Annotated in this window: 12 protein-coding genes, 1 tRNA gene, 1 other RNA gene and 1 pseudogene; 11 read left to right on the top strand and 4 right to left on the bottom strand. The window is 69.4% G+C overall.

What is annotated here, in order from left to right; all coding sequences use genetic code 11:
- Positions 1-43: 43 nt before the first annotated feature.
- Positions 44-517: an SsrA-binding protein SmpB gene (gene smpB / locus E0497_RS08580; RefSeq protein ID WP_137724369.1), complete on the top strand. Its 474-nt coding sequence runs from the start codon at positions 44-46 to the stop codon at positions 515-517.
- Here the strand turns inward: smpB and E0497_RS08575 are convergent.
- A complete protein-coding gene (locus tag E0497_RS08575; protein ID WP_137724368.1) occupies positions 514-2,592 on the bottom strand; it encodes an amidohydrolase family protein in 2,079 nt (692 codons plus the stop codon). The two genes, smpB and E0497_RS08575, sit on opposite strands and share 4 nt — an antisense overlap.
- 103 nt (positions 2,593-2,695) lie before the next feature.
- Positions 2,696-3,901 carry a lipase family protein gene (locus tag E0497_RS08570; RefSeq protein WP_137724367.1) on the bottom strand — a complete coding sequence of 402 codons (1,206 nt, stop codon included), beginning with the start codon at positions 3,899-3,901 and terminating at the stop codon, positions 2,696-2,698.
- Positions 3,902-4,052: 151 nt separating this feature from the next.
- On the opposite strand from E0497_RS08570, the gene ssrA reads away from it, so the two are divergent.
- The 5 genes and pseudogenes from ssrA to E0497_RS08545 form a co-directional block, all read left to right on the top strand.
- Positions 4,053-4,423: a transfer-messenger RNA gene (gene ssrA / locus E0497_RS08565) on the top strand.
- Positions 4,424-4,480: 57 nt separating this feature from the next.
- On the top strand, positions 4,481-4,846 hold the full coding sequence (locus E0497_RS08560; protein ID WP_137724366.1) for a fluoride efflux transporter FluC: 366 nt from the start codon (positions 4,481-4,483) through the stop codon (positions 4,844-4,846).
- Complete coding sequence (gene crcB, locus E0497_RS08555; RefSeq protein WP_137724365.1) at positions 4,843-5,187, top strand: fluoride efflux transporter CrcB; 345 nt, start codon at positions 4,843-4,845, stop codon at positions 5,185-5,187. The genes E0497_RS08560 and crcB overlap by 4 nt, the downstream gene beginning before the upstream one ends.
- An 80-nt stretch (positions 5,188-5,267) precedes the next feature.
- The gene (pgm, locus tag E0497_RS08550) at positions 5,268-6,905 is read left to right on the top strand and encodes a phosphoglucomutase (alpha-D-glucose-1,6-bisphosphate-dependent) (protein ID WP_137724364.1); all 1,638 of its coding nucleotides are present in this window, start codon (positions 5,268-5,270) and stop codon (positions 6,903-6,905) included.
- Between the two features lie 35 nt (positions 6,906-6,940).
- Positions 6,941-8,140 (top strand): annotated as a pseudogene (locus tag E0497_RS08545) (MFS transporter); the annotation flags it as partial.
- 33 nt (positions 8,141-8,173) lie between these two features.
- On the opposite strand, the gene E0497_RS20800 reads toward E0497_RS08545, so the two are convergent.
- Positions 8,174-8,899: a VIT1/CCC1 transporter family protein gene (locus E0497_RS20800; protein ID WP_161987400.1), complete on the bottom strand. Its 726-nt coding sequence runs from the start codon at positions 8,897-8,899 to the stop codon at positions 8,174-8,176.
- Positions 8,900-9,001: 102 nt separating this feature from the next.
- Here E0497_RS20800 and E0497_RS08535 point away from each other — a divergent pair, with 102 nt between their 5' ends.
- From E0497_RS08535 to bluB, 5 genes are all read left to right on the top strand, one after another.
- Positions 9,002-9,484, top strand: coding sequence for a MauE/DoxX family redox-associated membrane protein (locus tag E0497_RS08535; RefSeq protein WP_137724425.1), 483 nt, complete (start codon positions 9,002-9,004; stop codon positions 9,482-9,484).
- A gap of 51 nt (positions 9,485-9,535) precedes the next feature.
- Positions 9,536-10,285: a thioredoxin domain-containing protein gene (locus E0497_RS08530; RefSeq protein WP_137724361.1), complete on the top strand. Its 750-nt coding sequence runs from the start codon at positions 9,536-9,538 to the stop codon at positions 10,283-10,285.
- 155 nt (positions 10,286-10,440) lie between these two features.
- Positions 10,441-10,513: transfer RNA gene (locus E0497_RS08525), tRNA-Ala, on the top strand.
- A gap of 438 nt (positions 10,514-10,951) precedes the next feature.
- Positions 10,952-12,055: a CobW family GTP-binding protein gene (locus E0497_RS08520; protein ID WP_170312912.1), complete on the top strand. Its 1,104-nt coding sequence runs from the start codon at positions 10,952-10,954 to the stop codon at positions 12,053-12,055.
- Between the two features lie 45 nt (positions 12,056-12,100).
- The gene (gene bluB, locus E0497_RS08515; RefSeq protein ID WP_137724359.1) at positions 12,101-12,730 is read left to right on the top strand and encodes a 5,6-dimethylbenzimidazole synthase; all 630 of its coding nucleotides are present in this window, start codon (positions 12,101-12,103) and stop codon (positions 12,728-12,730) included.
- Here the strand turns inward: bluB and E0497_RS08510 are convergent, their stop codons facing one another.
- A complete protein-coding gene (locus tag E0497_RS08510; protein WP_137724358.1) occupies positions 12,731-14,158 on the bottom strand; it encodes a DEAD/DEAH box helicase in 1,428 nt (475 codons plus the stop codon). It abuts the gene before it with no gap.
- Positions 14,159-14,163 lie beyond the last annotated feature (5 nt).

Genomic DNA, 14,163 nt, shown 5'->3' with positions numbered 1-14,163 from the left:
CGCTGCGCGTAATCCGGTTGTCGCGGCACCTATGCTGGGAGGCGTGAAAGAAAAGGGCCGCAAAGTCATCGCGACCAACCGCAAGGCGCGACACAACTACACCATCCTCGACACGTACGAGGCGGGTGTCGCACTGGTGGGCACCGAGGTGAAGAGCCTGCGCGAGGGCAAGGCGTCGCTCGTCGACGCGTTCGCCACCGTCGACCACGGCGAGGTGTGGCTGCGGGGCCTGCACATCCCCGAGTACACGCAGGGCACGTGGACCAACCATGCGCCGCGACGCACCCGCAAGCTGCTGCTGCACCGGCGCGAGATCGAGCACCTGGTCGGCAAGTCCCGCGAGGGCAACCAGACGCTGGTGCCGCTGTCCATGTACTTCTCCGACGGCAAGGTCAAGGTCGAACTCGCCCTCGCGAAGGGCAAGCAGGACTACGACAAGCGTCAGGACATCGCCAAGCGCACCGCCGAGCGCGAGGTCACCCGCGAGCTCGGACGGCGCATCAAGGGCATGCGTTAACGCGCGGCCCGCTCCCACATCTGCAGGTACGCCTCGGCGCCCCGGGTCATGTCGGCCATGAACTGGTCGCCGTCGGCGCCCGCGTACGTGCGCATCGCCTCGATCCAGTCGGGGGTCAGCCCGTACTGGGCCAGGCCGTCGGTGTCGAAGTCGAACACCCGGGTGCCGGCCTGCTGCCGGTCCATCACGGTGCCGTCGAACGTGGTGAACGGGTAGGTGACGAGACTGCGGCCGTCCTTCGGCGGCGCCGGCTGCGCCCCGAACCCGTTGGTGTCGGCGCCGTACCCGAAGCCGAAGAAGTAGTCGTCGTCCCGGGCGGTGCGGGTCGTGCGCCAGTCCTCGACGAACTCCTCGACCGGACTCGCATACGACGCCACGAACCCGCCGAGCCGGTAGATCCGCGGATAGTTCGACGGGTCGGTCCAGCTGTGGCTCGACACGACACCCGAGTAGCGGGCGTCCTCGAGGATCGTCAGGGCCGCGTCGGCCGTCTTCGCGCTCATGTGGTCGACGTCGACGATCATGCCGCGGGACATCAGAGCGCGGACCGCGTACGCGCCGAGGTCGGTCAGCCCGCGGGCATTGCACGACGGCCCCTCCGGGTACACCGGCAGCGTGACGCCCGGAGGTAGTACGGCGGCCACCTGCCGGGCGGTGTCGGTGTCGACGTTGCCGATCGGATTGTCCTTCGCCACACCGACGCACGGCTGCGTCTCCCAGAACCGTCCGGTGCCCAGGAAGTTGCCGGCGTTGACCGCGATCCCGGTGATGCCCTCGTCGAAGCGGACACCGCCGAGCGCGTTGTCGAACTTGTGAGCGAGGATCACCTGCCGCACCCCCAGCCCGTGCAACTCGTCGAGACCGGCGTCGATGTCGGCCTCGGTGCACTGGGCGACCCCGTCGCGGATCCCGCAGCCGAACGGTTCGGAGATCTCCACGCCGAGCGTGACGGCGAGCTTGCCGGACGCGGCGACCGCGCGGGCCTCGGCGGGGGAGGACACGATGCGGAACCAGCCGCGACCGGGACCGCCGTACCGGGCGTCGACGTAGTCCTGGATCCCGTACGCCTGCCGCGCCTGGATTCGGACGGTCTCCATCTCGTCGCACGGATTGCTGCGCAGCGGATACAGCTCGCACAGCACCCGATTGGACACCAGCAGATTCGAGAAGATGCGCAGCCCGCCGCGCCACGCCCGCTCGACCCACCGGTAGTACGTTTGCTCGTGCGTCATCGAGTCGTAGGCGGGCACGTCGGCGAAGCTCGGCCACATCGTGGTGTCGTGGTTGTCGAACGGGGTGCCGTGCGAGAGGACGTTCTCGAGCAGCGCCGTCGCCCCGTCCGGTCCGTGGTCGTCGCAGTCGCGCAATGCGACGGTGACGCCGAGCGGCGAGTACGGCTCGCCGCAGCGGATCTCGCCGCCGATGAACTCGTTCGCGTTCATGTGGACGTGGGTGTCGACGAATCCGCGTACCTGACCGGACCCGTCCGTGCCGGACGGGACACCGGTCGCGTTCACGTCGGCCTCCGGGACGTCGGCGCAGCCGGTGGCGGCGGCGAGACGGAAATCCCCGGCCCCCGGCGCGGTACCCGGATCGGCGACGGTGAGACGGCCGTCGCCGCCCACGATCAACTGTCTGCCGGTCACCGTGCCGGTCGCGGTGTACACCCCGTCGGTGGACGTCACCGTCCAGTCCGCGTCCGGGACCGCCTGCGCGGACGCCGTCACCCCGGCCGGGCCGCCCGCGACCATGGTGGCGTCGTCGGCGACGAACAGGAACCGGCCGAGTTGCGCGGCCTGCATCCGGAACGGGGTGGCCGACGCGGCATCCGCGCCGGACCGGAATCCGGCACCGTCACGGGCGACGAAACCCTGACCGCCGCCGCCGCCGGCGGCGGCGGCGAGCGTGTAGCAGCCGCCGGCGAGCCCGTACACCGGGTCGGTGACCGGTCCGGGATCGGCGGGCAGCGGAGACAGCGGGACTGCCGTCGCCGACGCCCCCGTCAGGGCGACGGCGACGACGGCACCGAGCAGTGCGACCGCCCGGCGTCGAACGAACCCGGATCGAGCGGTCATCGTGGAGGTCTCCTGACGAAACGGTCTGTTTCGTCAGGACGCTAGGTGAAACTGAACGTCCGTCCAGGTGGATTCGGTGAGGAATCCCGCAGTGTGGACACGGTCAGCAGTTGCTGGGTGCGGGCACGCCCGCGAACCGGTCCGCGATGTACCGGATGGCCTCGGGCAGTCCGATCGCCGCGTTCGTCATGTGCTCGGCGATGGGGAAGCTGCGGAACTCGAGCGTCGCACCGGCCTTGCAGTAGCGGTCCGCGACCGCTGCGACCGAACCGTACGGCGTCAGCGGATCGGAGGTGCCGTGCCACATGAACACCGGGGTGGTGGGGATGCCCTCGTAGTGCACGAGGCTGTTCTCCCGCATCACGGCCTTGACCTTCTCGTCCTGCAGCAGGTTCGTCGAATGGGCGACCTCGCTGACGCTGTGCAGCAGACCCTTCGCGAGCAACATCGTGCGGCAGTCGTCCTTGAAGTCCTCCCGGACCGCCAGTCCGGCCGGGGTGAGCTGGTCACCGAGCGGCAACTGCTCGGGGTACTCGCGCTCGAGACCGATCGCGGCCGCGAAACCGAGACCGAACCCGGGATGCCGATCCGCCAGTCCGAGCCCGACGGCCATCTCCTCGATGTCCGCGGGCACACCGCCCTGGGCGACACCGGCGAGCTTCACGTCCGGCGCATACGTCGGATTCAGGGCCGCGGCCCACGCGGTGGACATGCCGCCGCCCGAGTAGCCGGCGAGGGCGACCGGGCTGTTCGTGAACTGCAGTTCCGGCACTTTCTTGATCGCACGGACCCCGTCGAGGGTGATCATGCCGCCGAGCTTCGCGGCACCGTATGCACTGTTCGGGCCGAGGTGGTCGGGGAGGGCGACCGCCCACCCGCGGGACAGCACGAGCGGCAGCCCGAAGACGTCCTTGATCTCGCCGGTGAACAGGGCGGCCGACGGCGCGCACTGCAGCCCGAGCGAGTTGACGATCGCCTGATACGACAGCACCGGCACGTCGGCCGGCGCGTTCACGGGCTTGATGACCGTCGTGACCGCCGGAATCGGCTCGCCCGCGGAATCGGTGGACCGGTACTTGATCTGCCACACCTCGTTGCCCGGTGCCAGCCACGTGTCGGTGCGGCGAGTCTCGAGGACGTCGCCGGGCGCCTTCGACGCGATGTCCGCGGGCGCGGCATAGAACGGATCCGGCAACGGCGTCGGATACGCCGGGGCCGCGGAGGCCGCCGGTGTCGCGACCGCGGCGCCGACGAGTGCTGTCAGTGCGAGTGCCGCAGCGGCCGTCGTTCGACGTGCCAAGAACGTCATGAATCACTCCCCAGTGAAGGTGACGAATAAGAAGGTGACGAGCGTCACCGGGCTTCCCCGACCCAACGAAAGACATTAGCGGAAATCGGGATGAATCCAGTGCCGGATCGGGTTACAGTAGGTGGCCCCACGAAAATCGCGGGGCACGTACGGGGCTGAACGGTTTCGACTGCGTACGTCGAGTCAGGGGAAGCGTGTCGGTGCAGGCAAGAGACCACCGTAAGCGTCGATGCAACCAATTAAGCGCCGATTCCAATCAGCGCGACTACGCTCTCGCTGCCTAAGCAACGAAGCGTGTCTGTCAGTCCGATCTCGCCCTCGGGTCGGGTACTGGCATCAGCTAGAGGGCTCTACCGTTCCACTCGGTCGCGGAGTGGAACGGGACATCCAACAGCGACTGGGATCGTCATCCCGGCTTGTTCGCGAGACCGGGAGATCCAAGTAGAGGCTTAGCGAACTGCACACGGAGAAGCCCTGACGAAGCGGCGGAGGACCCGGGTTCGATTCCCGGCAGCTCCACCGAAGGCCCCTCACCCGAAGTTCGGGTGAGGGGCCTTTCTCGTCCGATCGGGAGGAACGATGGTGGAGGTGCGGGCGCTGACGGTCGTCGCTGCCGGTGGTGCGGTCGGTGCCTGCACCCGGTGGCTGCTGTCCCAGCAGTTTCCCGGTATCTGGACGATCGCGGTGATCAACATCGTGGGGTCGCTGCTGCTGGGAACGGTGGCCGCGATGCTCGGCCCGGACCGGTTGTGGCGACTGTTCCTCGGCACCGGTGTCCTGGGCGGGTTCACCACCTTCTCCACGTTCGCGGTCGACGCCGTGCAGAATCCGGCGACCGCCGCGCTGTACGTCGCCGCAACCCTGCTGCCGGCGCTGCTGGCGGCGCGGGCCGGGATGGCGCTCGGCGAGTACCTGCACGGACGCCGGCAGGAGGTGGCGGCGTGACGGTGCTGTGGGTTGCGCTCGGCGGCGGGGTGGGGGCCGGTGTCCGGTATCTGGCGGGGCGGCACCTGCACTCGTTCGGCAGTTTCCCGGTGCCGACGTTCGTCGTCAACGTCGCCGGGTGCCTGATCCTCGGCCTGCTCGCCGGGGCGACGGTGCCGGCGGCGGTGTTCGCGCTGCTCGGCACCGGGTTCTGCGGCGGGCTCACCACGTATTCGACGTTCGCGACCGAGGCCGTCGGTCTGGCTCGGGTGCGGGCGGCGACCACCGCGGCGCTGTACGTCACGGTCAGTCTTGCCGCCGGGATCGGTGCCGCGTGGCTGGGATTCCACCTCACGCGTTGAACCGGCCGGTAGCCGTCGGCACTGGCACGATGGAGCGGATTTGCCGGTGCTGTGAAGGTACGACGAAGCGGAGGATGTCGATGGTGCACGATCGGGCGGGACAGGTGGCGTCACCGGAGGACCTCGAGGACCTCGCGCACCTGGTGTCCGCGTACTACACGCGCACCCCGGACCCGTCGGATCCGGTGCAGCAGGTGGTGTTCGGGACGTCCGGGCACCGCGGGTCGAGCCTGGACGGCGCGTTCACCGAGGCGCACATTCTCGCCACGACGCAGGCGATCGTCGAATACCGCGCCGCGCAGGGGATCTGCGGTCCGCTGTTCCTGGGCCGGGACACGCACGCCCTGTCCGAGCCGGCGTGGGCGACCGCGCTCGAGGTGCTCGTCGGGGCCGGTGTGGAGGTGGTGGTCGACGCGCGCGGCGGGTACACGCCGACACCGGCGGTCAGCCATGCGATCCTGCGGCACAACACGTCCGGTGTGTCGGCGCTCGCCGACGGGATCGTGGTGACGCCGTCGCACAATCCGCCCCGCGACGGCGGCTTCAAATACAACGCGACACACGGTGGACCCGCCGGCAGTGACGCCACCGGGATGATCGCCGACCGGGCCAACGAACTGCTACGCGCCGGGACGGCGTCGATCCGGCGGGTGCCCCTCGACCGGGCGCTCGCGGCGGCCGGCCGCCACGACTTCCTCGCCGCGTACGTCGACGACCTGCCGACCGTGCTCGACCTCGACGCGATCCGGGCGTCCGGGCTGCGGATCGGCGCAGACCCGCTCGGCGGGGCGTCCGTCGACTACTGGGCGGCGATCGCCGAGCGGCACCGCCTGGACCTGACCGTCGTCAACCCGGTCGTCGACGCCACCTGGCGGTTCATGACCCTCGACGGCGACGGGAAGATCCGGATGGACTGCTCGTCGCCGCACGCGATGGCGTCGCTCATCGCCGGACGCGACCGGTTCGATCTGGCGACCGGCAACGACGCCGACGCCGACCGGCACGGCATCGTCACCCCCGACGGCGGTCTGATGAACCCCAACCACTATCTGGCGGTCGCGATCGACTACCTGTTCACGTACCGCGGCGGCTGGTCGCCGACGGCGAAGGTCGGCAAGACCCTGGTCAGCTCGTCCATGATCGACCGGGTCGCCGACGAGTTGGGCCGCCCGGTCGTCGAGGTGCCGGTCGGGTTCAAATGGTTCGTGCCCGGCCTGCGCGACGGCACCCTCGGGTTCGGTGGCGAGGAGAGCGCGGGCGCGTCGCTGCTGCGCCACGACGGCACCGTGTGGACCACCGACAAGGACGGCATCGCGCTGGCACTGCTGGCCGCCGAGATCACCGCGGTCACCGGGCAGAGCCCGTCGCAGCGGTACCGGGAACTGACCTGCCGGCACGGCGACCCGGCGTACGCGCGGATCGACGCCCCCGCCACCCGCGAGCAGAAGGCGGTGCTGGGGTCGCTGACACCCGAGCAGGTGACGGCGTCGGAGCTGGCCGGTGAACCGATCACCGCGACCCTCACGGCCGCCCCCGGCAACGGGGCGGCGATCGGCGGACTGAAGGTCGTCACCGAGCACGCGTGGTTCGCGGCCCGGCCGTCCGGCACCGAGGACGTCTACAAGATCTACGCCGAATCGTTCCGTGGCCCCGAGCATCTCGGGCAGGTGCAGTCGGCGGCCGTCGAACTCGTCTCCCGGGTACTGGGACTCGGCTGACCTGGGAGATTCTTTCGCCGATAGATTCATCGGCGATGAAGCGCACGCCTGATGCTCCTACGCATCCCGCCCTGACGAACGCCGCTGCGAAGCTCCCCAAGGAAATCTGGGTCCTGGTCGTGGCGGCGTTCATCGTCGCGGTCGGGTTCGGCATCGTAGCGCCGGTGCTGCCGCAGTTCGCCCGCAGCTTCGACGTCGGTGTCACCGCGGCCAGCGCGGTGATCAGTGCGTTCGCGCTGATGCGGCTGCTGTTCGCGCCGATGAGCGGCACCCTGGTGCAGAAGCTGGGGGAGCGGCCCGTCTACCTGACCGGTCTGGTCATCACCGCGGTGTCGACCGGTGCGTGCGCGTTCGCGGCCGACTACTGGCAGCTGCTGATCTTCCGGTCGCTCGGCGGTATCGGGTCGACGATGTTCACGGTGTCCGCGCTGGGTCTGCTCATCCGGATCTCCCCGCCGGACGGGCGCGGCCGGGTGTCCGGGGTGTATTCGGCGGCGTTCCTCATCGGCACCATCACCGGGCCGCTGTTCGGTGGTGCGCTCGCCGGATTCGGGCTGCGGGTGCCGTTCGTGATCTACGCGGTGGCCCTGCTGGTCGCGGCCACCGTCGTCTACCTGGCGCTGCGGAAGTCGCAGCTCGCCGAGCCGGAGACGGCGGGTGAGTTGACGACGATGACGCTGCGGGACGGGCTGCGGTCGTCGCTGTACCGGGCGTCGCTCGGCTCGAACTTCGTGACCGGCTGGGTGATCTTCGGGGTGCGGATCTCGCTGGTGCCGCTGTTCGTCGTCGAGGTCCTCGGCGGTGACGGGGCGATGGCGGCGATCGCGCTGACGGTGTTCGCGGTCGGCAACGCGGCGGTGCTGATGCAGTCCGGGCGGCTGTCCGACCGGATCGGACGCAAACCGTTCGTGCTGCTGGGTCTGCTCGTGTGCGGCGTGTCGACGATCGTGATGGGGCAGACCGGCAACCTGGTGCTGTTCTTCCTCGCCACCGCGGTGTGCGGACTCGGATCGGGGATCATGGGCCCGGCGCAGCAGGCCGCGGTCGCCGACGTCATCGGCTCGAAGCGCCGCGGCGGCCCCGTCCTCGCGCTCTACCAGATGTCCAACGACGTCGGCAGTTTCGCCGGACCGCTCGTCGCGGGTGTCGTCGCGCAGACGTGGTCGTACGGGGCGGCGTGGGCGGTGACCGGTGCGGTGATGCTGACCCCGCTGCTGCTGTGGATGTTCGCGCCCACCGGCCGGTACGACGCCGACGAGCATGCCGGGTCAGGACACGCCGACCCCGACGAGCATGCCGACGAGGTAGGTGGCGCCCACCGCGATCGCCCCGAACAGCAACTGTCGGGCGGCGCCGAGGAGCTTGGACTGGTCGGTGAAGTGCGCGGCGAGCGCGCCCGCGAGCAGTAGCCCCAGACCGCCGACCGCGAGTCCGGCGGCGAGGGACGCGAATCCGAGCAGGTACGGGATCAGCGGGATGATCGCGCCGATCGAGAACAGCACGAACGACGAACCGGACGCCACGAGCGGCGACGGCTTCTCGTTCGGGTTCACGCCCAACTCGGCGGTGATGTGGATGTCGACGGCCCGGTCCGGGTCGAGGTGGATCTCGGCGGCCGCGGCCCGCGCGGTCTGCTCGCTCATCCCCATCGCGGTGAACGTCTCCACCAGTTCGGCCTGTTCGGCCTCCGGATGTGTGTGCAGCGCCCGGCGTTCGACCCGCACCTCGGCGTCGATCTGTTCGTTCGACGTCTTCACCGACGTGTATTCGCCGAGCGCCATCGAGAACGCGCCCGCGACCAGGCCGGCGACACCGCTGAGGATCACGGTGTCCGCGTCGACGCCGGCCCCGCCGACACCGGCGACGAGCGCGGTGTTGGTGACCAGACCGTCCATCGCCCCGAACACGGCCGCGCGCAGCCAGCCGCCGGAGACGTCGGCGTGTGTGTGGTCGAAGTCGTGCGGCAGGGTGCCCTCGGGCGGTGCGGCGTTCACGTCTCGAACGTAGCCCGGGAACCGTCGTCGGCCCGGAAAGCGAAGGCGTACCGGACGGTCGCGCGTGTCGGTAGCGTGACGGTCGTGCACAGACATCAGTGGATGCTCGCCGTCAGCCTCCTCGCCCGCTTCGGTCTGGCCGCGGTGTGGCTGATCTCCGGGTGGATCAAGTTCGCGGACCCGACGCAGACGGTCGTCGCGGTCCGGGCGTACCGGTTGCTGCCGGAGGACCTGGTGCGGCCGGTGGCGTACACGATGCCGATGTTCGAGATCGCGCTCGGCCTGTTCCTGGTGATCGGTCTCGGGGTGCGGGTGGTGGCGGCGGTGTCGGCGGCGACGCTGCTGGTGTTGATCGCGGTGATCGTGTCGGTGTGGGCCCGCGGTCTGTCCATCGACTGCGGCTGCTTCGGCGGGGGCGGCGCCGCGGACGTCGACGGTGGGGACTACGCCCTCGAGATCGCCCGCGACATCGGCTTCCTCGCGCTCGCGGTGTGGCTGGTGATCCGGCCGCGCAGCCCCTTCTCGCTCGGCCCCCGGTCCCGTCCGCGGCTCTCAGTGCCCGCTCAGGCGGCAGTGGCAGAGTAAAGAACGAGTAAGTGCCCGTACGGATGTCACTCCCATGACGAAGGACGCGAAGTGAGTTCGAAGAAACCGAAGTCGGTCAAGTACAACCCCCAGCCCACGTCGAGCAAGACCACCTACATCATCGGTGGCCTCGCGATCGTCGTGATCGCGGCGCTGGTGATCGGCGGCATCCTGCTGACGAAGAACAACGACGAGGCCCGCAACGCCGGCTACGGGGCCGTCCGGAATCCGGCCGTGCAGGTGACGACGGAGGACGCCGGTGTGGTCCGGCTCGGGCTGCCCGACGTCACCAATGCGATCGACGTGTTCGAGGACCCGATGTGCCCGTTCTGCGCGCAGCTCGAGGAGAAGCACGGCCAGGAGGTCGCGCAGGCCGTCGACGAGGGCAAGATCGCCGTCCGCTACCACGTCCTCAACTTCCTCGACCGGCTCTCCGCGAGCGGCGACTACTCGACCCGCGCCGTCGCCGCGTCGCAGTGCGTCGCGCAGACCGGTGACGCGATCGCGTACTCGGCGTTCCACGGCGAGCTGTTCTCCCCGGACAACCAGCCCGCTGAGAAGGGCAAGTCGGATCTGTCGAACGACGACCTCGCGCGTCTCGCGAAGGACGCGGGCGCCGAGTCCGCCACCTCGTGCATCACGAGCGGTGAGCGGATGGAGCAGGCCGCCGCGGACGCCGAGACCGGCCGTCAGGCCCTGTCCGCGTCCGGTGCGACCGGCACCCCCGCCGTCGTCCACAACGGTGCGGTGATCGACGCCCTCGGCAACCCGAGCTGGGTCGCGGAGGTGTCCCAGCCGTAATCGGTGCGGTGGCCGGCCAGATTACGGGCCGGCCACCTCCCGCAGTGGCCGCATAAATCGCCTTGACCAGCCGATTTGTTGTCCGCGTCGCCAGTGGTGTACTTTTTCTTCAGCGCAAGGGAGTCTCTCCCGAAGCGCAGAACACAATTTCACACGGGGCTATGGCGCAGCTGGTAGCGCACCACACTGGCAGTGTGGGGGTCAGGGGTTCGAGTCCCCTTAGCTCCACTTCGAGAACTCCGGTCCGGGATCATCACGATCCCGGACCGGAGTTCTTTGTCGTGTGTGCCTGGCATTCATCGGGGGTGTGGGGGGCCGCGCGGCGGCGAACCGAGATGGGTGAGGGGCGGCCTGTGGGCATTCCCCGGCAATCTCCCCCGAGCGGTGTCGAGCGGGGCGCGGAGTGATCTCACGCGCCCCGCTCGACGGTTCGTCCGGGCAGGGGGGAACGCCGGACGAACCCGTTGCTGCCCAGGGGGGGAAGGGCAACTTTTTGTACTGTAGTGCAATTTGTGGTTCGAAGCACGTCGATTGGTCAAGTGACCATCCAGGTCAACGGCCGGGAACGCCCGAAATGCTGTCCCGGCAGCGTTCACACACCCCGTGTCGTCGGCGCGTCGCGGGCGTTCGTTTCGGTGGGAATCCGGGTGCACCGCACCGAGTACGATGGTCCGTCGGTATTTTGTCGGTTCGCGGAGGTCGTCGGTGGTGAGGAAGCGGGCTCCCCGGTCGATTCCCGTCGTCGTGGTGGCGGGATTCCTCGGGTCCGGGAAGACGACCCTGCTCAACCATCTGCTGCACGACAACGGCGGCACCCGGATCGGGGTGATCGTCAACGACTTCGGTTCCGTGAACGTCGACGCGATGCTGGTGGCCGGCCAGGTCGACTCGATGATGGCGCTCAGCAACGGCTGCATGTGCTGCGCCGTCGACGTCAGCGACATGGACGCCATGCTGGACCGGCTCGCGCACCGCACCTCCGAGATCGACGTCATCGTCGTGGAGGCGAGTGGACTCGCGGAGCCCCGCAACATGATCCGGCTCGTCCTGGGCAGCGAGAACCCGTACATCACGTACGGGGGGCTCGTCATGCTCGTCGACGGCGCCGAATACCGGGACAACCGCCGCCGCCATCCCGAACTCGACCAGCACGTCGCGATCGCGGACCTGGTGGTGCTCAACAAGACCGACCGCATCGACGACGCCGCTCACGACACGCTCCTCGCGGAGGTGGGTGCGATCAACCCGCGTGCCGCGGTGGTCTCCACCGTCCGTAGCCGCGTCGACCCGGATCTGTTGTTCGACCGGATGCCACGCCGGCAGCCGCAGCCCGGCGAACAGTTGTCGTTCGACGAACTCCTCACCGGATCCCTGCACGACGATCGTGACGGGTACGACGACCATGCCGGCCACATCCATACGCGGTATCGGAGTGTGACGTTCACCTCGCAGTGGCCGATGCATCCGCGGCGGCTCGTCCGGTTCCTCGAGAAGCAGCCGGCCGGGGTCTACCGGATCAAGGGGTTCGTGTACTTCGGGGTTCCCGGCCACCAGCAGAAGTATCTGCTGCAGGTGGTCGGCGACCACATCGTGTTCCATCCGCAGCGCTGGAACGGTCGGGAGGCGCGTCGCACCGATCTGGTCGTGATCGGGACGGATCTGGACGTCGAGTCGATCGACGCGATGCTCGAGGCGTGCGTCGAACCGGACGCCGACGCGCTCGAGCCGGACACGATGATGGGCGTCCACCGGTACACCGTCCCGGCGTGAGCGGACCCGGTTCGGCGGCGTTCGTCCGACGACTACGGTGGTGGGGTGACCGAATCCCTCGTTTCCGTGTACGAAGCCATCCGCCGCCGCCGTGACGTCCGCGCCGAGTTCAGCGGTGAACTGATCCCCGACGATGTCCTGCAGCGGGTGCTCGGTGCGGCGCACGCGGCCCCGAGTGTCGGCAACACCCAGCCGTGGGACTTCGTCGTCGTCCGCGACCCCGGCACCCTCGACACGTTCGCCGACCATGTCGCCGACCGGCGCAAGGCCTTCGCGGAGTCGCTGCCCGAGGACCGGAAGAAGACGTTCGACCCCATCAAGATCGAGGGCATCCGGGAGTCCGGCACCGGCATCGTCGTCACCTACGACCCGACCCGGGGCGGGCAGAACATCCTCGGCCGGCACACGATCGACGACACCGGACTGTTCTCGGCGGTCCTCGCGATCCAGAACCTGTGGCTGGCCGCGGCCGCCGAGAACGTCGGTGTCGGCTGGGTGTCGTTCTACGACGAGGACTACCTCACCGACCTGGTCGGTATCCCGTCACCGGTGCGTCCCATCGCCTGGCTGTGCGTCGGCAAGGTCGACAAGTTCCAGGAAGTGCCGGACCTCGAGCGATTCGGGTGGCGCAACCGTCGCGACCTCGCCGACGCGATCCATTGGGAGAAGTTCTGATCAGTCGTTGACGGTCGCGCGGGGGCGACGGCCGCGGCCACCACGGCCCCGGCCACCCCGCGCGCCGGGGCGACGCCCCGGCCCGCCGTTGCCGTTGCCGCCGTTGCCGTTGCCGCCGTTGCCGTTGCCGCCGTTGCCGCCGTTGCCGCCGCCCGCAGCCGGCTTCTCGACCTTCGGGGCCGGCGGCACGTGCGCCGCGGGCTCGCCGACCAGCCGGGTCACCGACTCGGAGTCCGCGGTCACCTGCACCGGCGTCACCGTGATCGCGGCCTTGCGCATCAGCGCCGACATGTCCTTGCGCTGGTCCGGCAGCACGATCGTGACGACGTCACCGGTGCTGCCGGCGCGTGCGGTGCGGCCCGACCGGTGCAGGTACGCCTTGTGCTCGGCCGGCGGGTCGACGTGCACGACGAGTTCGACGTCGTCGACGTGGACACCGCGCGCCGCGACATCGGTGGCGACCAGCACGCGGGCACTGCCCTCGGAGAACGCGGCCAGGTTCCGGTCCCGGGCGTTCTGCGACAGGTTGCCGTGCAGGTCCACCGACGGGATACCGGATTCGGTGAGCTGCCGGGCGAGCTTGCGGGCCTGATGCTTGGTGCGCATGAACAGGATCCGTCGACCCTGCCCCGACGCGAGCCGGCGGACGAGGGCCTTCTTCGCGTCCACGCCGGCCACGTCGAACACGTGGTGGGTCATCGCCGCGACGGGGGAGGTGGCCTCGTCGACCGAGTGCAGCACCTCGTTCTGCAGGAACCGCTTGACCAGCTTGTCGACACCGTTGTCGAGCGTCGCGGAGAACAGCAGCCGCTGGCCGCCCTTCGGGGTGGCGTTCAGGATGCGGGTGACGCCGGGCAGGAACCCGAGATCGGCCATGTGGTCGGCTTCGTCGAGGACGGTCATCTCGATGTCCGCGAGGTTCACGAAACCCTGCTTCATCAGGTCTTCGAGTCGGCCCGGGCACGCGACGACGATGTCGACGCCCCCCTCGAGGGCGTTCACCTGACGGTGCTGCGAGATGCCGCCGAAGATCGTGGTCACCCGCAGGCCGGACGCCTTCGCCAACGGCTCGAGGGTCGCGGTGATCTGCGTGGCGAGTTCCCGGGTCGGGGACAGCACCAGGCCGCGCGGACGGCGGGGGCGGCGCTTGCCGCCCGCGAGCCGGGCCGCGAGCGGAATGGAGAAGGCGAGGGTCTTGCCGCTGCCGGTCTTGCCGCGGCCGAGGACGTCCCGTCCGGCGAGCGTGTCGGGCAGCGTGTCGACCTGGATGGGGAACGGCGCGGTGATCCCGCCGTCGGTGAGGGCCGCGACGATCGGGGTCGGAACCCCCAGGGCGGCGAAGGAAACGGGCACGTCGGAGACGGTGGAAGACAAGTGACTGAGAGCCTTTCGGGCATGGTCCGGGCAGAGGGGATCGCCGCAAGACATGCTCG

Source organism: Prescottella subtropica (assembly GCF_005434945.1).
Classification (GTDB): Bacteria; Actinomycetota; Actinomycetes; order Mycobacteriales; family Mycobacteriaceae; genus Prescottella; species Prescottella subtropica.
This window is presented reverse-complemented; position numbering and strand designations above follow the sequence as displayed.